Raw genomic sequence first — 19,031 nt, 5'->3', positions numbered from 1 at the left:
AGTTCTTGAGGCAAGGGTCCGCCTCGGACGGCAGCGTCCGCATCGGGCGGATCGACCATCTTGCGGCGGCCCGGCCGCGTGGGTAATTCTGTGCAGGCGCGGAACCGCTAGACCAGGTCGTGCTCGTAGGCGTACGCGGTGGCCGCGGCCCGCGAGGAGAGACCGAGCTTGGTGAACATGTTGCTCAAGTGTCGAGCGACGGTCTTGTCGCTGATCACGAGCGTATCGGCGATCTCTCGGTTCGTCGCGCCCGTAGCGACCAGGCGCAGCACCTCGACCTCGCGGGGCGTCAGCCGCCCTCCGCCCGTCGGCGACAGCCGCTCCTTGAGCGCCCGCACCCGGTCGAGCGCCGGCACGGCGCCGAGCTGCTCGAAGACGCGGCGCGCGGCGTCCAGCTCCATCTCGGCCGAATCGTGGTCGCCCACCAGCCGGCACGCCCGCGCCATTCGCAGCCGCACCAATGCGGCCTCATACGGCGCTTCGAGGCGATGCCACGCGATCCAGGCCCGCCGCAGCACCGCCGAAGCGGCCTCGGCCTCGCCGGCGGCCAGCAGCACCGAACCGCGCGTGTACGCGACCACGCCGTCGAGATACGGCGACGCGAACTGCGCGGCGATGCCTTCCAGCTCCTCCACCGCCGCGCGGGCGCGGTCGACGTCGTCGACGGCGAGTTCGATTTCGGCATAGGCGGCCAGGACTCTCGACCGTTCCACCGCGCCCTCCGCCTCGGCGACCGCGCGCTGGACGGCGGCGCTGGCGTCGTCCAAGCGGCCCTGTGCGAGCCGGAGCAGCGCCAGGCCCGGTTGCGTCGGGTGCCCCCACGCGCTGGCCTCCCGGTAGCACCGCTCGGCCTCGGCGAACTCGCCGCGAAGGCGGAGGAGCTCGGCCTGTTGGTACAACGCCATCCCGACGACCGGATCGCCCGGCGGCCCCTCCAGGTGCTCGCGCGCCCGTCGCACCTCGTCCATCGCGTCGGTCCACTCACCGCGCAACTGCATGATCTCCGAGCGGTGCACCAGGCACTGGCCCCGGTACGGCTTGAGGTCCTGCTGTGTCGCGCACCAGCGGCTCAGCGCCGCCGTCCACTCTTGCGCGCGGTGCACGTCGAAGATGTCGCGGCAGGCGAGCACCGTGGCGCAGTAAACGATCCCGGCCACGAGCGCCGAGACTTCGCCGGTCGTGATCGCCACCATCGCCTCGTCGAGCATGACCACGCCCTCGGGCGCGCGGCCCTGGGCGATGAGCGCTTGGCCCTGACCGAGTCTGCCGAACGCGACGAGATCGCGATCGCCGAACCGCTCGGCGGTCTCGGCGACGTCGACGAAACCGCGGTGCGCGGCCTCGGGGTCGTCGCCGAGCGCTCGCACCGCGGCCGGCACCCGCAGATAGCCGTGCTCCACACAGTCCAGTGACGACGCTTCGAGGATTCGCCCGGCCCGGCCCGTCCAGCCGCCGCCGCGCGCGTGTTCGCCGCGCAGGAACAGCGTCAGGCCGAGCCAGAACGCGCACCGCACCGCGCGACGCGCGTCACCGGCATCGAGAAACGACAGATGCGCCCGCTCCCAAGCGCCGTCGGCCTCCTCGAACCGTCCGATGAGATACGCGGCCTCGGCGAGCTCGACCAGGTCGTCGGCGCTCAGTGGTTCCCGACGGTCGGCCTCGGCGAAATGCTCGTACGCATCCCGCCAGGCCAGGCGTTCGAAAGCTTCGCGACCGGACGAGAGCGCGTCATCGGCGGGCATCGTTGCTCCTCCAGGCCGGGGACCGCGTCGGGCGCATTCTAACCCCGCCTGCGGCCGCGCGGCGGTCTCCAGTCCGTGAGGGCGAGGCGGCCGAACACCACTGGAACCACTCCTGGTCACGCCGACGGGGTGCCGGGCCCCTCGCCGCGCAGAGCATTCGGCGCGCGGCTCGGATCCCCGGACACGTGCCGAGCCCCGGCGCCCATCGTTCACCGATGAGCGGCCAGCACTGCCGCGAGGCCTTCTTGCAGGTCCTTGACGAAATACTCGGGGACCTCCAGCGACGGGACATGCCCTCCGGTTTCGGGCGAACTCCATCGGACGATCGACGTCGGCGACGAAGTGTTCGGCTTCTCGGGTTTCGGCATGGGTGCGTGCGCCGAGTACAAGCGCGTGTCCGCGACCGGCTCGCTGACGCACAAGCCCCGCAACGCCACGCACCAGGAGGCCGCCGCGGCGGTCGACGGCGCCACGACCGCCTGGTTCTTCCTGCGGGAGCGGGCCGAACTCGTCGCCGGGGAGAACGTCCTCGTCATCGGCGCCTCCGGCAGCATCGGGGCCTATGCGGTGCAGCTCGCCAAGATCCTCGGGGCGAGGGTGACGGCGGTGTGCAGTGGCAGGAACGCGGAACTGGTCGCGTCGCTCGGCGCGGACAAGGTCGTCGACTACACCAGCGAGGACTTCACCGAAAACGGCGAGACCTACGACGTCGTCTTCGACACCGTCGGCAAGAGCTCCTTCAGGGCCTGCAAGGCGTCGCTGTCCGAGAACGGGCGCTACCTCTCCACCATCGGCCTGTGGAACTACATCCTGGCGCTGTGGACCGGTCCGTCCAGTCGAAAGAGAGTCGTGACCGGGATGTCGTCCGACAAGCGGACGGCGCTGCCGTTCATCAGGGACCTCATCGAGTCGGGCCGGCTCGCGATCATCATGGACGGGCAGTACGACCTCGCGGAGATCGAAGAGGCCCACCGCTATGTCGAGACCGGGCGCAAGCGGGGGAACGTGGTCGTGGTGGTCGAGCGCGATTCCGGCGAGGAGACCGATTCCTCGGTGGAGGACCCGGGTTGAGCGAACCCGCGCAGTGAAACCCGGTGGCCGTGCGCGGGAACGGTCGGCCGGCGACAGGTCGGTTCGAGGCGAACCAGGTCGTGCGGTGTCACCGTTTCGCGCGGGCGGTACTGGCTGAAGGCCGGTGACCGGCTCCACGCCCACTTTCGCCGTCCCGGCGAGCGCTCCTTCGCGCCGTTCAAGGGCCGACGGGTTCGATCATGATGGTGGGTATTCCCTCAGGCCACAGGGCCTGCATGACTCGGCGGAAACAGTGAGGGGCGCGGTGTACCACGATGCGGTGTCCGCCGTTGAGGCGGTTCGCGGTCTCTACGAGTATGGCGGCGCCCCTGGAGTCGATGAACTCGAGATCGGTCAGATCCAGGTGGACTTCCTCGCCATGGCCGGCGGCCTGCCGCAGTGCGTGGTCCCAGGCAATGTGGCTGCCCAGGTCGATGCCTCCAGTGGCGCGCAGGCCCACGAGCTGGGGGCTTCCGTATTCGGTGATCTCCAGTGAACTGTCGAGTTGGCCCTCCTTGGCCGGTGGCGGGGAGGGGCCGGGCCGAGATACGGTATCGGCTCTGGTGTGCTGTCGCATCATTCCACCTTTATATGGCCACGAAGCCCGGTGGTACTCCTGGGAGCTGCGGCTCCTGTGGTGCCTTCACGGCTGATCCAACAAATGCTACTCCCCGCGGCGCATAAAAGCGAATGGGAAATTCGCAGAGCAGCCGGATGCGGGGTGTCCGGCCCGAATATCCCAGGCGGGCAAGAGTCTCGGCCAGATTATTGGAATCTCTTCCTCAATTACGCGGGAGCATGAACGTCTCCGCAGCGATCGCTATTTCGAATCCGCCGCCATTTGCCCATCCACCTGCGGATACAGCTCGTTCATGCTCGTATTCGCGAGGCTCGGGGGGTCGATTTGGAGCGGATCTCTCGCAGGTTGCCGGAAATTGTGAGAAGAGGCACCGGGATTTTTCGTCGAGCATTTCTTTTATTTGGCGCTGTTTTGACGTTTAGCAATATCTCTGGCCTCCGGTCGAATGCCGGCATCATCATATCGTGATAGTGTCGAACTAATGATGGGAGTCGATGCGAATTTCTCACGAGCCAGCTCCCGCACCTGTGGTGACTCGCAAGCGGAGTGGTGACGGAAAGACCTGCCATCTCGTAGGGAGATGCGCACCGACGCAGCCCGGTACCGATACTCTCGCCACCGGTGGAGAGCCCCGCTTCCCGGACACGCCCGGCCGCCAAGGCGGTCAGTCCCAGCAAAGTCGACGATGCCGCCGGCGACCAGCAGTCAATCCGGCAGGACGGTAATCCATGATGAACAAGCGAACACAGGCACCACGTTCCGCTCCGAGCGAATACAGTCATCTCACGCCGCTCTTCGAAGAGTTCCGGCGACTCGACTCCGACGACCCGCGACGCTCCCGGCTCCGGGACCGTCTGGTCACCGGGTACCTGCCGCTGGCCCAGCACATCGCCCAGCGGTACTCAGGCAAAGGCATAGCCAAGGACGACCTGGTCCAAGTCGCCTCGATCGGACTCATCCACGCGGTCAACCGGTTCGACCCCCGTCGTGGCGCCGACTTCCTGTCATACGCCATCCCCACGGTCATGGGAGAGGTGCGCCGCCACTTCCGCGACACCAGCTGGCCGATGCGCGTCCCCCGCCGACTCCAAGAGCTGCGGGCGTCGATCAATCGGGCCAATGCCGAACTGGCCCAGCACCTCGACAGGCCCGCCACCGATGCCGAGCTGGCCTGCCACCTCGGCATCACCGAAAGCGAAGTGGCCGAGGGCTACGAGGCCGCCCAAGCTTACCGGGCGGTCTCGCTCGACGAGTCGCCGTTCGCGGACGAGGAGCGGGCGCCCCTGGCCGAGTCCCTGGGGGAAGAAGACGTCGCCCTCCAGCTGGTCGACAACCACGAATCGCTGGTGCCGCTCCTGCAGGAACTCCCTGACCGAGAGCGCACGATCCTCGGACTGCGTTACTTCGGCGACATGACCCAAACCCAGATAGCCCAAGAGGTCGGCATCTCGCAGATGCACGTTTCCAGGCTGCTCCACCGCACACTCACCGACCTCCGGGAGGGCCTGAACAGCGCCGCGTCCTGACCACCTGTCGCACTAGGCGCTGCGGCCACGTACGGTCGTGTGGGCCGGCGGCGTGGCCACGATCTTGATCGAAGGAGCCGCGCCATGACCGAAGCACATCTACCCGAGACGGCGACCCTTTTCCAGCACCCCGCGATGTTCTACTCCGGTGCCGACTCCTATCTGGCGGGCACGATTCCGTACATCGACGCGGGCCTCAGCGCCGGCGAGCCGGTCGCGGTCGCCGTGCCCGCTCCCAATCTGGCGTCCGTGCGGGACGCGCTCGGCGCCTGCGCCGATCACGTCCTGCTGATCGACATGGCCGAGGCCGGCGCCAATCCGGGGAGGATCATCCCCGGTGTGCTGCACGCCTTCGCCGACGCCCATTTCGACCACCGGGTGCGGATCATCACCGAGTCGATCTGGCCCGCCCGCACCGAGGCCGAATACCCGGCCTGCGCCCAACACGAAGCACTGATCAACCTCGCGTTCACCGGCCGCGACGCCACCATCCTGTGCCCCTTCGACACCGCGGGACTCGACCGGCACATGACCGCCGACGCTCGCGCCACGCATCCGGTCCTCATCGACCACACCGGACGCCACCACAGCGACCAGTACGACCCCGGCCGGGTCTTCACCGACCACAACCGGCAGCTCCCGAGGCCGCCCCGGTCGGCGATCGAACGCGCCGTCGACCCCGCCACCCTCAACAACGCCCGCTGGTTCCTCACCTCGTACGGCCGGAACGCCGGCCTATCGGTCGACCAGCTCATCGACCTTGAGATCGCCGTCACCGAACTGCTCACCAACAGCATCAAGCACGGGGGCGGCAGCGGCACCCTCCGCGTCTGGGCCGACGACCGCCACCTGATCTGCGATGTCAGCGACGCCGGGCACCTCACCGATCCGCTCGCCGGACGCCGCCCCGCCGACGGCGATGAACGCCACGGCCGCGGACTACTGCTGGTCAACCACATCGTCGACCTCGTCCGCATGCACACCAGCAGCTGGGGCACCACCGTGCGGATCCACCTCCGCCTGCCCACCCCGCACCGCCGAAGGTGATGAGACCCGCCACCAGACGCCGTCCGGGCGATGAACGCCGTTCAGCCGCAAGGCCGGCCGTAGTCGGCCGGTGGGCAGCAGGAGAGCAGGTAGTCCCGCAAGCCGTCGAGTCCCTTGAGGATGCCGTCGGGGTCGGCCCGGTAGTAGACGGTCTTCCACTCGCGCCGGGAGACCAGGATGCCCGCTTCGCGCAGCGTCGCCAGGTGGGTAGAGGCCGCTGAGGGCGCGAGTGAGAGCCGGTCGGCGACCTCGCCGACGGTGAGCTCGGCGTCGCCGTTGAACAGGAACATGACCTCTTGCCGGGTGGTGCTGGCCAGGGCTCTGAGGAAGTCCTGCACGTCGCTGTCGAGCGGCCCGGTTCCGGTCGTCATAAGTCAAGTATGCCCGGTGGCCGAGACCATCGCCCTATCAACTCGTCATTTCTTGATATGACGATATGATGACTCCCATGACCGAACAGAGCAGACCCATCGCCATTATCGGCGCAGGCCAGTCCGGCCTCACCGCCGCGCGCGCCGCCCGCGACGCCGGCCTCGTCCCCCTCGTACTCGAAGCAGGGCCCCGCGCGGCCGGCTCCTGGCCGCACTACTACGACAGCCTGCGGGCCTTCTCCCCGGCCCGGTTCAGCGCCATTCCCGGCCACCGGCCCCTCGACGCCGACCCCGACGACTACCCCGCTCGCGACGAGATCGCCGCCTACCTCGAAGGCTTCGCCTCCAGCCTCGGCGTCGACATCCGCACCGGCACCAGGGTCGAGGAAGTGACCACCGACGGCGGCGGCTTCCTGGTGCGCACCACGACCGGTGAGCGGATCGAGGCCGCGGGCGTGGTCGCCGCCACCGGGTCGTTCGGCAACCCGCACCTGCCCGGCCTGCCCGGCCGGAACGAGTTCGGCGGCGAGGTGCTGCACGCGGCCGACTACCGCCACCCCGGCCCGTACGCGGGCCGACGCGTGGTCGTCGTCGGCGGCGGGAACTCGGCCGTCCAGATCGGCTACGAACTGGCCCAAGTCGCCACGGTCACCCTCGCCACCCGGCAGCCGATCAACCTCATCGAGCAGCGGCCGGAAGGCCGCGACATCCACCACCTGCTCGCCGCCGGGTATGACCACCTGCCCGTCGAATGGTTCGCCCCGTTCGTGTCCGCCGGATTGACGTTGGACATCGGCGGCTACCGCAAGGCGTTCGAAGCCGGGCTGCTGGACCGGCGTCCCATGTTCACTTCCTTCAACGAGGACGGCCTGGTCTGGTCCGACGGCACCCGAGAGCAGGTCGACGTGGTCCTGTTCGCCACCGGCTACCGACCGAATCTCGGGTACCTGACCGGGCTCGGAGCTCTGGACGAGGCGGGCATGCCCCGGCACACCGGCGGGGTCTCCACCACACACCCGGGTCTGGCCTATGTCGGGCTGGAGTTCCAGCGGTCCTTCGCCTCGAACACGTTGAGGGGCGCGGCCCGCGATGCCGAGCACGTCATGGACCCGATGGCCGCGTTCGCCGCCGGCCTGCACACGAGCTTCAGCTGAACCGCCGATGACCGAGACCGCCGCCGAAACCCGGACGCACCTCGGCAAGACGCCCCGGCGCGCGCTGATCACCCTGTGCGCCACCCAGATCACCAGCTGGGGCGTCCTGTTCTACGCCTTCCCGGTCCTCAGCGGCCGCATCAGCGTCGACACCGGATGGTCGACCGCGGCGGTCACCGGCGCGTTCTCGGCCGGACTGGCGGTCTCGGCCGCCGCGGGCGTGCCGGTCGGGCACCTGCTCGACCGGCACGGCCCCCGCTCGGTCATGACCGCCGGATCGGTCCTCGCCGTCGCCGCCGTCGCCGCGATCGCGTGGGCGCCGAATCCGGCCTGGTTCCTGGCCGCCTGGGCGCTCGCCGGGATCGCGCAGGCGGCCGTGTTCTACAAGCCCGCCTTCGCCGCGCTCACCGTCTGGTACGGGGACCGGCGAGTCCGGGCCCTCACGGTCCTGACCCTCGTCGCCGGCCTGTCGAGCACCGTCTTCGCCCCACTCGCCGCCGCCCTGGCCGACCACCTCACCTGGCGCGAGACGTACCTGGTCCTCGGCCTTGTACTGGCCGCGATCACCATCCCGGCGCACGCGGTCGGCCTCAGTCCCCCTTGGCCGAGCAAGCGGTCCGAGTCCGAATCCGCACAGCCGACGGTCGCCGAAGCCGCCGCCGACCAGAACTTGATCCGGACGGCCGCCTTCGGATTCCTGGCCGCCGCCATGGCACTGGCGACCTTCACGCTGTTCGCCGCCACCTTCTTCCTCGTGCCGCTGCTGAACGCACGCGGCGCCGATACCGCCACCGCCGCCTGGGCGCTCGGACTGTGCGGTGCGGGGCAGTTGTTCGGTCGCATCGGCTACGGCCCCCTGACCCGACGAACCACCGCCACCGCCCGAACCGTCTTCATCCTCACCCTCGGCGCGGCCACGATCGCCGCGACCGTCGTTCTCGCGACCCCGATCAGCGTCGTGTTCGCCGTGGTCATCGTCCTCGGCGCCGCGCGCGGCGCCTTCACCCTCCTGGAGGCCACCGCCGTATCCGACCGATGGGGCACGGCCGCGTTCGGCCACCGCTACGGCGTCTTCAGCGCCCCCTCGACCATCGCCATCGCCGTCGCCCCCGCCGCCGGGGCCCTGATCGCCGACCGGCTCGGCTCCTACCCGGCGATGTTCGCGCTGCTGGCCGCGCTCATGCTCGCCGCCGCGGCCCTCGCCGTGATCGGCCAGCCCCGTCGATCACAGCACCCGGCGGATTACGAACCGGTTCGCTGAGGTCTTGCCAGTGATGCCGGCAGGCGATACGGTATGCAGCGAACCGGTTCGCTCGCATGCGCCGCCCCTAGCGTCGGTCAGCGGACGGACCTCTCAACGATGAGAGCGAGTCGAAATGAACGTACGAGCACGGCCGATCGCGCGCATATGCGGCGCGGCCGCGGCCGCGGCCGCCGTGATCATTCCGTGGGCCGCCGCACCCGCCTCCGGCCAGGAGGCGGAGGTCATCAGGGTCGACCTCGGCCAGACCACCGGCGAATTCCTCGGAGGGGCATCGGGAACGCTGTACGGCCTCTATGACGAGGGTCTGCCCTCGGAGAACCTGGTCGACGGCATCGACCTGGCCACGGTCTCCACCAAGGCTCAGGACGGCCCGCAGCATCCCGGCGCCGACGCGCTCGAAGTCCTTCCCGGACTGGTGGAGGCCTCCAACGGCGACGTCTACGTCTACATGACCGATATTCACCGCGGGTTCCCCTACCAGTGGCCCGGTGACACCCCCGAGGAGAAGCTCGGCACCTACCTGGAGAAGATCAGGATGCAGGCCGAGCAGGTCGCCACGCTGCCTGCGGAGCAGCGGGACAACATCGTGTTCATGCCGTTCAACGAGCCCGCGGGCAATATGTTCGGCACCGGCGAGTGGAGCTACAACGGCGTCAGCTGGCTGGACGACCCGCAGTACTTCTTCGACGCCTGGGACCGGGCCCACGAGACCATCCGTTCGGTGCTGCCCGGGGCGCGGATCGGCGGCCCGAACTCCATTCACCTTTACGACCAGGTGCGCGGGTTCATGGAGCACACGATCCAGTCCGGAACGGTCCCCGACGCGGTGGTGTGGCACGAGCTGTCGGACCCGGCCACCATTCGCGACAGCGTCGACCGGTACCGCGGCTGGGAGGCCGAGTTCTTCGCCGGCACCGCCTACGAGGGCACCGAACTGCCGATCAACATCAGCGAGTACGCCTACAACTACCACACCTCGGTGCCGGGTCAGATGATCCAGTGGGTCTCCGCCCTCGAGGACTCCAAAGTGTACGGCGACATCGCCTACTGGAACATCGACGGCAACCTGTCCGACTCGGCCGTGCAGGCCAACCGAGCCAACGGACAGTGGTGGCTCCTGCACGCCTACAGCCAGATGAGCGGGCAGACCGTCGAGGTCACGCCGCCCCGGCCCGGCGTCAGCTACACGCTGCAGGGCGTTGCCGCACTGGATGCCGGCAAGCGGCAGGCCCGCGTCCTGCTCGGCGGCGCCGACGGGCCGTACACGCTCGCGCTCGACAACGTCCCGTCCGAGGTCTTCGACCAGAACGTGCACGCGGTCGTGCGCGAGATCGGCTGGAGCGGACAGATCGGCGACTCGGACCGGCCGGACACCGTCGCCGAGCTCGATCTGACCGTCAGCGGCGGTACCGCCGAACTCGCGTTCGGCTCCGGCGGACTGCCGGAACTCGACGCGGAGTCGGCCTACGAGGTCATCGTGACCCCGAGCGTCTCGCCCGGCGAGCCGGCGGTGCCGCGAACGACATGGGAGGCGACCTACGAGGCCGAGGACGCCGCCTGGATCGGCGAGGGCCTGCACCGCAACGGACCCGAAGGCTCCCCGTCGAACGTGTCGAAGTTCTACACTTCCGGCGGCTACAACGTCGGCGGGATGCGCACCGGCAGCGACAACGCGATCGAGTTCAACGTCAGCGTTCCCCAAGACGGCGTCTACGACCTGCGGGTCTTCGCCAGCTCCCTCAACACCGACGCCGAAGTGCTGCACGACCAGGGACCGACGAACATGTTCCTGCGCGTCGACGGCGAGGCCGCCACCGAGCGGGAGCTCTTCTTGAGCCTCGGCTACAAGTGGGTGGTCTGGGACCACACCGACACGACCGTCGAACTGACCGCCGGGGACCACGTCATCACCCTGGCCACCCGCAGTCTCGACGGGAGCGGCGCGATCACCGGCGACGTCATCCTCGACAAGATCGACCTGTCGCTGCCCCACCCCGACTACACCGACGACGTGTACGAAGCCGAGTTCGCCGAGCTCACCGGCGGGGCGGCGCCCACCTACCCGAACGGACACCACGGCTCCGGCCCGGGAGCGGCGGCCGTGCCGGCCGGCGGCGAGGCGACCTTCTGGGTCTACTCGCCCGACGATGCGTCCGCCCGCCTCGACGTCGCCTCGCGCGGCGACCGACAGGTGGAACTCGAAGTCAACGGCGAGACCGTGACCACCGGCCACGGCGGCATCGTCGACGCCTTCCTGCTCGGCGGCGTCAACCAGGTCACCGTCCGAGGCGCCCAAGGGCTCGAAGTCGACCGACTCGTCGTCACGCCCTCGGGCGGAGCCTCCACCACCGCCCTCTACGAGGCCGAGAACGGCGAAGTCGCCGGAAGCGCCGCGGTGGCGAGCCTGTCCCTCGCCTCCGGAGGAGCCGCGGTCACGGGCATCGGCGGCGATCCCGGAAACGGCAACACCCTGACCTTCGATGACGTCGAGGTCGCCGAGTCGGGCCGGTACGCACTGACCTTCCGGTACTCCAACGAAGAGCAGTCGCCCGCCACCCACTACAACCCCGACCCGGTGGCACGGTACGCGCTCGTGTCGGTCAACGGCGCCGACGCGATCCGCGTGATCTTCCCGCACTCGTTCCACGAGAACAACTTCTGGGAGCTCACCGTGCAGGTCGACCTCCAAGCCGGGGTGAACGAGATCGTCGTACGCGGCGAGGAGAAACCGCAGTTCGACGGCACGAGCTACGCCTCCGACACCTGGCCCGACGTGCTGCTGCGCTCACGCTTCGCGCCCAATCTCGACCGGATCGCGGTCACCCCGCTGTTCGGCGACGTCGACTGGCGCAGCCTGCGATCGTTCAACTATCCGGACATGCGAGTGCGGCACACTGACTCCAATGTCCGGTTGGAAGCGGACCCCGACCCTGAGGAGGACGCGAGGTTTCGGATGGCGCCGGGCCTGGCCGACGGTTCGGCCGGGTACGTCTCATTCGAATCCGTGAACCACCCGGGCCGGTACCTACGGCACTCGTTCTTCGAGCTGGTGCTGGCCCTGGACGACGGGACGGCGCTGTTCGCCGAGGACGCGACGTTCCGGATGGTCGAGGGACCGGCCGATGAGTGGTGCACGTCGTTCCGGTCGTACAACTTTCCGGACCAGCACCTCCGCCACTCCGGCTTCGAACTGCGGCTCGATCCGATAGAGGATGCGCTCGACCGAGCCGACGCCACCTTCTGCATCACCGTCTGAGGTCCCGTCCGGGCGGCCGCCGGCCCTGCCGGCGGCCGCCTCTCGTGCGGCGGAACCCTCGTGGCGAACCGGTACACTCGTTCGTGACCACGGCGCAGACGAAAGGGACCGGCGTGACGACGATCGGCGATGTGGCGCGAGAGGCCGGCGTATCGCGCAGTACCGTCTCCTCGGTCCTGACCGGCCGCAAATACGTCAGTCCCGAAACGAAGGCCAAGGTCGAAGCGGCGGTCGCCAAGCTCCAGTTCTCGGTCAACGCCGGGGCGCGGGCGCTGGCGACCTCTCGGACCATGACTCTCGGCGTCGTCGTCCGCTTCCACGCCGCCGAGTTCAGCCCGGCGCTGGCCGCGTACCTCATCGCGCTGTCCGACGCGGCGCGGGACCTGGACTACTCGGTGGTGCTGCTGACCGAGCCCGATGGGACCGAGGCGGTGCGGCGGGCGATCTCCGGCCGCCAGGTCGACGGGTTCATTCTGCTCAATGTGGTCGAAGACGATCCGCGACTGGAACCGATCGAACAGGCCGGCTACCCCGCGGTCCTGGTCGGGATGCCCCAGGACACCCGCGGCATCGACGCGGTGGACCTCGACTTCGCCGCGGGAGCTTCGATGCTGGTCGACCACCTCGCCGACGCGGGGCACCGGGAAGCGCTGTTCGTCCGGTGGCCCGAGGAGCTGTACGCCTCGGGCAGCACCTATGCGACCCGGTTCGAACGCTCGGCCCACGAGCGGGCCGACCGGCGCGGCCTGCGGCTCTTCCCGTTCTCCGTGCCGGTGGGGCCCGAGCAGGTCCGCGCGACCCTCCACGAGGCCCTCCAGGATCCCGAGCACCCGCGCGCGATGCTGGTGCACAACGACGCCGCGGTCGCGATGCTCCCGTTCGTGCTCCACGAGCTCGGGCTCGAAGTCCCGACCGACCGGAGCGTCGTCTCACTGCACGCGGCCGAGCTCGCCCGCCTCTACGTCCTGTCGTTCACCTCGGTCGAGTCCGAACCGGTCGCCGTCGCCCAGACCGCGGTCGAGATGCTCGGCAAACGGATCGCCTCACCCGACGGACCCGCCCGGCAGCGGCTCATCGTGCCTCATCTCGAGGTCAGGGACAGCGTGGAAGCCCGCTGCTGAAACCGCTCTAGGGACATCTCCACGGTTCGGAAAGCAGCGAACCGGTTCGCCTTGACAATGTGAAGCCGGCTCTGACAAGATCATCAGCGAACCGGTTCGCTGGCTCTGCTGGTCGTAGCGCAGAAGTACGTCGCCGCCGGCGTGACCGCCGGCGCGGTCAAGCACTGACAGAAACGAGTGACGAGCAGATGAACATATTCGAGGCGGCCGAGGACTCCATCACCTGGCGTGGCGACGGCGAGACCGTGGTCGTCCAGGCCTGGGGACGCGACTCGCTGCGCGTGCGCAGCTCACCTTCGGGCGAGGTGATCGACACCGACTTCGCGCTCCTCGAACCCCAGCGGGTCGAGGTCGACATCGAGGTGGACGGTGAGGTCGCGACGCTCGTCAACGGCGAGATCACGGCCGTGCTGCGGGCCTGGGGCGGGTTCGACGAGCAGCGGGGCTACGACTCGTTCGGATGCGCGCTGGAGTTCCGCGACGCGACCGGCCGGACCGTGCTGCGCGAGCTCGGCGCCGGCGGCTCGCTCAAGCTGGCGGCGCGCGAGTTCCGGCCCCTGAACGGAGGCGCGCACCGGCTGCGGGCCGCGTTCGAGGCGAACCCGGGGGAGAAGCTCTACGGGATGGGCCAGTACCAGCAGGACCTCCTCGACGTCAAGGGCGCGACGTTCGAACTGGCGCACCGCAACTCGCAGGCGAGCATCCCGTTCGTCCTCTCCAGCGCCGGATACGGGTTCCTGTGGCACAACCCGGCGATCGGGACGGCCACCTTCGCGGCCAACCGCACCGAATGGGTCGCCGAGTCCACCGGCCAGCTCGACTACTGGATCACCGTCGGGTCCACCCCGGCGCGGATCAGTGCCGCATACGCCGACGCGACCGGCCACGCGCCGATGATGCCCGAGTACGGCCTCGGGTACTGGCAGTGCAAGCTGCGGTACTGGAACCAGGAGCAGCTGCTCGAGGTGGCGCGTGAGCACCGGCGGCGCGGTCTGCCGCTCGACGTCATCGTCGCGGACTTCTTCCACTGGCCCGAGATGGGCGACTTCCGCTTCGAGGACGAATTCTGGCCCGACCCCGAGGCCATGGTGAGGGAGCTGAGGGAGATGGGCGTCGAGCTGATGGTCTCGATCTGGCCGCAGGTCTCGGTCGAATCCGAGAACTTCGCCATGTTCAAGAAGGACAACCTGCTGGTCCGCACCGAACGCGGCATGGAGGTCCAGATGGGATTCCAGGGGCCGAGCGTGTTCCTCGACCCCACGAACCCCCGTACCCGCGAAGCGGTGTGGGCGCTCTGCAAGCGCAACTACCACGACCTGGGGATCCGGGTGTTCTGGCTCGACGAGGCCGAACCCGAGTACGGCGTCTACGACTTCGACAACTACCGCTACGACGCCGGCCCGAACGTGCAGGTCGGCAACCTCTATCCCCAGGCGTTCTCGCGCATGTTCCACGAGGGCCAGCGCGCGGCCGGGCAGGACCAGGTGGTGAACCTGGTCCGCTGCGCCTGGGCCGGGTCCCAGCGCTACGGGGCGCTGGTCTGGTCCGGCGACATCCATTCGACCTTCGCCGACTTCCGCAGTCAGATCACCGCCGGCATCCACATGGGCGTCGCGGGCATCCCGTGGTTCACCACCGACATCGGGGGGTTCCACGGCGGGCGGATCGACGACCCGGACTTCCGCGACCTGCTCGTCCGCTGGTTCCAGTTCGGCGCGTTCTGCCCGGTCATGCGCATGCACGGTCACCGGCAGCCGTCCGAGTCGATCCGGGCCGCCGACGGCTCCGCGCGGCAGGAGACCGGTGCGGCCAACGAGTTGTGGAGCTTCGGGGAGGAGGTATACGAGATCCTCGCCCGGTACGTCCGCCTCCGCGAGGCGATGCGGCCCTACACCCGCCGGCTCATGAGGGAGGCGCACGAGGCCGGGCGGCCGGTCATGCGCGGCATGTTCTACGAATTCCCCGGCGACCGAGCCTGCGAGGATCTGGCCGACCAGTACATGTTCGGTCCCGACGTCTTGGTCGCGCCCGTGGTCGAGCCGCATGCGACCGCCCGACGTCTCTACCTGCCCGAGAGCGCGAGGTGGACCGACCTGCACACCGCGACCGAGCACGAAGGAGGCCGGTGGCTCGCGGTGGACGCCCCGTTGGAGCGCATTCCCGTCTTCCTCCGCGACGGCCGCCCGGCCGAACTCATCGACGCGATCTGAACATCGCGCGGGCGGAGGGTCGGCCGCGAGAGCGGCTGACCCTCCGGGCGGACCCGAACCCGGGGCGGTGACGCTCACCGTGCAATCCTGGACGGCTCGAACCCCGGGCCTCCCGGCCGAAACGCGACCCGAAGAACCGCCGTTTCGAGGCACCCCGCGCGGTGGGATCGCGCTCGCTGCGATCGCATCGAGTTTTGTTCGCTTACAAGTCGTTCACTGCTCATCTGAGCGTTTCGCGCAATTGGGCCTCTGAACTGCGATTGTTCCTATGCTGTAGCGCGGACAGTGTCCATCCTCGTGCTCAGGGAGCTCTCTATGGAACGTCGCAACGTCATGCGTGCCGCCGTCGTCGGTGCCGCCTCGATCGCCTTCGGCTTCACCATGACCCGTCCGTCCTTCGCCTACCCCGCCCAGACCGGCACGGGCCCCTATGGGGCACTCCAGGCCGCCGACGCCAACGGTGTACGACTGCCCGCCGGCTTCACCTCCCGCATCGTCGCCCGCTCCTCCAACACCGTCGCCGGCACCGGCTACACCTGGCACGGCGCGCCCGACGGCGGCGCCTGCTTCGCCGACGGCAGTGGCTGGATCTATGTCTCCAACGCCGAGCTGTCCGGCACCTCCGGCGGCGCTAGCGCCCTGAAGTTCAACTCCTCCGGGCAGGTCACTGACGCCTACCGCATCCTCTCGGGCACCCGCCGGAACTGCGCGGGCGGCGCGACGCCGTGGAACACCTGGCTGTCGTGCGAGGAGGTCGACCGCGGCTACGTCTACGAGACGTACCCGTCCGGCGGAACGGCCCGGCGCCGCGATGCCATGGGCCGGTTCAAACACGAGGCCGCCGCGTGTGACCCGGACCGGCAGGTCGTCTATCTGACCGAGGACGTCTCCGACGGCGCTTTCTACCGCTTCAAGCCCACCACTTGGGGCGACCTCTCCTCGGGAACCCTCCAGGTGCTCACCGAGAGCGGCTCGCAGTTGCGCTGGAAGAACGTGCCCGACCCGTCGGGCTCGGGTACCGCCACCCGCAACCAGGTCGCGGGCACCAAGCGGTTCAACGGCGGGGAAGGCTGCTACTACGCCGCGGGCACCTGCTTCTTCACCACCAAGGGCGACAACCGGGTCTGGGCCTACGACGCCGTCCAGAACCAGCTCCACATCGCCTACGACGACAACCTCACCGCCAACCCGCCGCTGTCCGGCGTCGACAACATCACCGGCAGCACCGGCAGCGGCGACCTGTTCGTCGCCGAGGACGGCGACAACCAGGAGATCTGCATCATCACGCCCGACGACGTCGTCGCCCCATTCCTGCGCCTGGTCGGCCACGGCAGCTCCGAGATCACCGGCCCGGCGTTCAACCCGGCCGGGAACCGCCTGTACTTCTCTTCGCAGCGCGGCACCACCGGCTCGAGCTCGGGCGGCATCACCTTCGAGATCACCGGCCCCTTCCGCACCGCCGCCTGACCGCCATGCCGTTGAGGCAGCAGATGTTGCTCGGATCCGCTCGCTAACCGCCACCACCGAAAGTGCGGCAGAGCCAAGGAACCGACACACCCTTACCCGCATTGCTGAGCGCGAGGTGGGTGCCGCGGCCGAATCCGCGGCGCCCACCTCACCGTGCTCGCGGCGGAGCACCTGCCGCAGACGCCGCCTGTGCGCCCGACGCTGCTACCGGCCGTCGCCGTTCTGCCATTCGAGGGCCTGCCGCACGAAGGGGTTGACCTCACGTTCGGCGCCGACGGTGGTGTCGCGCCCGTGAGCGGTCAGCAGGACCGTGTCGTCGGGTTTGGTCAGGATCTTCGTTTTCAGCGAGCGGAGGGTCTGCTCGCGGCTGCCGCCGGGCATGCCGGTCGTGCCGATCGTCCCGGCGTAGATGACGTCGCCGACCAGGCAGTACGCGTCGGCCTCGTCGTCGCCGGGGAGGCTGATGAGGATCGAGCCGGGGGTGTGGCCGGGTGCGTGCTCTATCCGCATCGGGACTCCGGCCAGCTCCAGGTCGGTCCCGTCCTCGAGGAGACGCACATCGTCGGGTGCGGTCCACTCCCAGTCGTCGCCGAGTTCCTTCCTGAACTGCGGCAGGAAGTCCCCGAGCCCGGAGAGCGGGTCGGCCAGGAACGGCCGGTCTCCCGGATGAATGAAGGCGGGAATGTCCCGCGAACCGCAGACCGGCGCCACCGAGCACGTGTGGTCGAGGTGGCCGTGGGTGATCATGACAGCGGCCGGCCGCAGCCGGTGCTCGGCCAGGAGGTCCTCCAGGCCGGGTGTGACGCGGATGCCGGGGTCCACCACGACGCATTCGGCGCCCTTCCCGGTCGCAAGGACGTAGCACTTGGTGCCGAAGGCGTCGGCGACGACCGACTCGATCAGCACGGCCGCTCCTCGAAGTCGCTGGTGACCACTGTGATCGCCGCCCGGACCCGCCGCTCGATCGCGTCGAGTTCGGATTCGGTGTCCGCGTCGATGAAGAAGGTCACCGCCCGGTCGTCCGAGGATCGGAGCTCGGCCAGCGGCGAGCCCTTCGACTTCAGCACCAGCACCGCCTTCAGGGCCGGGCCGTCACCGGCCTCGCCGGGCCGCATCTGGGGCCACAGCTCCGATTCGCCGAGCCACGTCGGGTGGATCCCCGGCCAGTCGACGACGACGTCTTGGAGCACGCCCGGCCGGTGCTCGAGGTAGACCTGCCGGGCGACGCGCCTCGGCCGCGGATAGCCCGCCCGCTCGCCCAGCGCGATCTTGATGATCTGTGATTCCAGGGCCTCGCCGCAGGCCAGCCGGTACAGCAAGGTGATGCCGTCGCCAGGGGTGCGCGAGGCGACCTCCATCAACACCGGGTTCCCGCTCTGGTCCACGCGCCATTCGGAGTGGGTGATCCCGTCGCGGTAGGCGAGCGCCGCGAGGGTGCGGCGGTTCGCCTCGGTGACGGCCGCTGTAGTGCCGGGCGATTCGACGCGGCCGGGGACGGTGTGCGCGAGTTCCACGAACGTCCGCCCGAGGTCTTCATTGGTGCGCTTGGCGGTGACCGAGTCGAACAGGACCTCGCCGTCTTGTACCAGCGACTCCACCGAGTATTCCCGGCCGGTGACCTGCTGTTCCACCAGGACGGTCTCGTGCTCGGGGTAGTCCGCGAGCGCGGCGGCCAGTTCGGCGGCGTCACGGCAGCGGACCACTCCGGAGCTGGCGTGCCTCCCGGCGGGTTTGGCGACTACAGGGAAGCGCGGCGCGTTGTCGCCGCGTTCGCCGGGCGGCAGGGTCCGCGACTCGGGGCTGAACGTTCCCAGGTAGAAGCGCTGGAGGTATTTGCTGCGGCAGGCGCGGCTGGCGCGCAGGCCCGGCGAGGGCAGGCCGAAGCGGTCGCAGATGATCCCGGCCGGTTCGACGAGCATCTCCTCCATCGCGTACGCGCCGACGATGTCATAGCGGCGCGACCAGTCTTCGGCGGCGGCGACGGCGCCGGCGTTGAAGGAGGACTCCCGGTCGAGGCTGCCGTCGACGTAGGCGATCTCGGTGATGAGCGTGAAGGCCGGGTCGGCGCTTTGGAAGGCGGCCTCGGCCTGCGCGCGGGTCTCCTCGGGGGTGATGATGAGGATCGAAAGATCGCGTTCGGCGAGTTCGACCAGGTAACGGGGGTTGCGGCAGACGACGCGGAAGGCGCCGGCGAGGATGAACGCCCTGGGCTTCGCTTGCAT

The 19,031-nt window shown here is 69.2% G+C and carries 14 protein-coding genes and 1 pseudogene; 9 read left to right on the top strand and 6 right to left on the bottom strand.

Annotation, left to right across the window (positions count from 1 at the left end; translation table 11 throughout):
- Positions 1-107: 107 nt before the first annotated feature.
- Together ACYVL2_RS09380 and ACYVL2_RS09375 are read right to left on the bottom strand one after the other, a co-directional pair.
- On the bottom strand, positions 108-1,742 hold the full coding sequence (locus ACYVL2_RS09380; protein ID WP_460542518.1) for a LuxR C-terminal-related transcriptional regulator: 1,635 nt from the start codon (positions 1,740-1,742) through the stop codon (positions 108-110).
- A gap of 209 nt (positions 1,743-1,951) precedes the next feature.
- Positions 1,952-2,068: pseudogene (locus ACYVL2_RS09375) on the bottom strand (epoxide hydrolase); the annotation flags it as partial.
- On the opposite strand from ACYVL2_RS09375, the gene ACYVL2_RS09370 reads away from it, so the two are divergent.
- Positions 2,067-2,813 (top strand): NAD(P)-dependent alcohol dehydrogenase, encoded by a 747-nt coding sequence (locus ACYVL2_RS09370; RefSeq protein WP_460542611.1) that lies wholly within the window; start codon positions 2,067-2,069, stop codon positions 2,811-2,813. The pseudogene ACYVL2_RS09375 and the gene ACYVL2_RS09370 sit on opposite strands and share 2 nt — an antisense overlap.
- A gap of 178 nt (positions 2,814-2,991) precedes the next feature.
- On the opposite strand, the gene ACYVL2_RS09365 is transcribed toward ACYVL2_RS09370, so the two are convergent.
- On the bottom strand, positions 2,992-3,390 hold the full coding sequence (locus ACYVL2_RS09365) for an STAS domain-containing protein (protein ID WP_460542610.1): 399 nt from the start codon (positions 3,388-3,390) through the stop codon (positions 2,992-2,994).
- A gap of 731 nt (positions 3,391-4,121) precedes the next feature.
- Between ACYVL2_RS09365 and ACYVL2_RS09360 the strand changes: the two genes are divergently transcribed.
- Positions 4,122-4,919 (top strand): SigB/SigF/SigG family RNA polymerase sigma factor, encoded by a 798-nt coding sequence (locus ACYVL2_RS09360; protein ID WP_460542516.1) that lies wholly within the window; start codon positions 4,122-4,124, stop codon positions 4,917-4,919.
- An 84-nt stretch (positions 4,920-5,003) separates the two neighbouring features.
- Positions 5,004-5,966 (top strand): anti-sigma factor RsbA family regulatory protein, encoded by a 963-nt coding sequence (locus ACYVL2_RS09355; protein WP_460542514.1) that lies wholly within the window; start codon positions 5,004-5,006, stop codon positions 5,964-5,966.
- Between the two features lie 41 nt (positions 5,967-6,007).
- On the opposite strand, the gene ACYVL2_RS09350 is transcribed toward ACYVL2_RS09355, so the two are convergent.
- Complete coding sequence (locus tag ACYVL2_RS09350; protein ID WP_460542512.1) at positions 6,008-6,337, bottom strand: ArsR/SmtB family transcription factor; 330 nt, start codon at positions 6,335-6,337, stop codon at positions 6,008-6,010.
- 77 nt (positions 6,338-6,414) lie between these two features.
- On the opposite strand from ACYVL2_RS09350, the gene ACYVL2_RS09345 reads away from it, so the two are divergent.
- The 6 genes from ACYVL2_RS09345 to ACYVL2_RS09320 all read left to right on the top strand — a co-directional run bounded on the left by ACYVL2_RS09345 (position 6,415) and on the right by ACYVL2_RS09320 (position 16,809).
- On the top strand, positions 6,415-7,491 hold the full coding sequence (locus tag ACYVL2_RS09345; RefSeq protein ID WP_460542510.1) for a flavin-containing monooxygenase: 1,077 nt from the start codon (positions 6,415-6,417) through the stop codon (positions 7,489-7,491).
- 7 nt (positions 7,492-7,498) lie between these two features.
- Positions 7,499-8,752 carry an MFS transporter gene (locus ACYVL2_RS09340; protein ID WP_460542508.1) on the top strand — a complete coding sequence of 418 codons (1,254 nt, stop codon included), beginning with the start codon at positions 7,499-7,501 and terminating at the stop codon, positions 8,750-8,752.
- A 115-nt stretch (positions 8,753-8,867) separates the two neighbouring features.
- Positions 8,868-12,011, top strand: a complete 3,144-nt coding sequence (locus ACYVL2_RS09335) for an AbfB domain-containing protein (protein ID WP_460542506.1) — start codon at positions 8,868-8,870, stop codon at positions 12,009-12,011.
- An 83-nt stretch (positions 12,012-12,094) separates the two neighbouring features.
- A complete protein-coding gene (locus ACYVL2_RS09330) occupies positions 12,095-13,132 on the top strand; it encodes a LacI family DNA-binding transcriptional regulator (RefSeq protein WP_460542504.1) in 1,038 nt (345 codons plus the stop codon).
- A 188-nt stretch (positions 13,133-13,320) separates the two neighbouring features.
- Entirely contained in the window at positions 13,321-15,342 is a 2,022-nt protein-coding gene (locus ACYVL2_RS09325) for a glycoside hydrolase family 31 protein (RefSeq protein ID WP_460542502.1), read from the top strand.
- Between the two features lie 315 nt (positions 15,343-15,657).
- A complete protein-coding gene (locus tag ACYVL2_RS09320) occupies positions 15,658-16,809 on the top strand; it encodes a PhoX family protein (protein WP_460542500.1) in 1,152 nt (383 codons plus the stop codon).
- 204 nt (positions 16,810-17,013) lie between these two features.
- On the opposite strand, the gene ACYVL2_RS09315 is transcribed toward ACYVL2_RS09320, so the two are convergent.
- Positions 17,014-17,715: an MBL fold metallo-hydrolase gene (locus ACYVL2_RS09315; protein ID WP_460542498.1), complete on the bottom strand. Its 702-nt coding sequence runs from the start codon at positions 17,713-17,715 to the stop codon at positions 17,014-17,016.
- Positions 17,709-19,031 (bottom strand): ATP-grasp domain-containing protein, encoded by a 1,323-nt coding sequence (locus ACYVL2_RS09310; RefSeq protein WP_460542496.1) that lies wholly within the window; start codon positions 19,029-19,031, stop codon positions 17,709-17,711. The genes ACYVL2_RS09315 and ACYVL2_RS09310 overlap by 7 nt, the downstream gene beginning before the upstream one ends.

It is taken from the genome of Glycomyces halotolerans (genome assembly GCF_054779575.1).
Note: the sequence above shows the minus strand (reverse complement) of the source record. Positions and strands in the feature narration are given on the sequence as shown.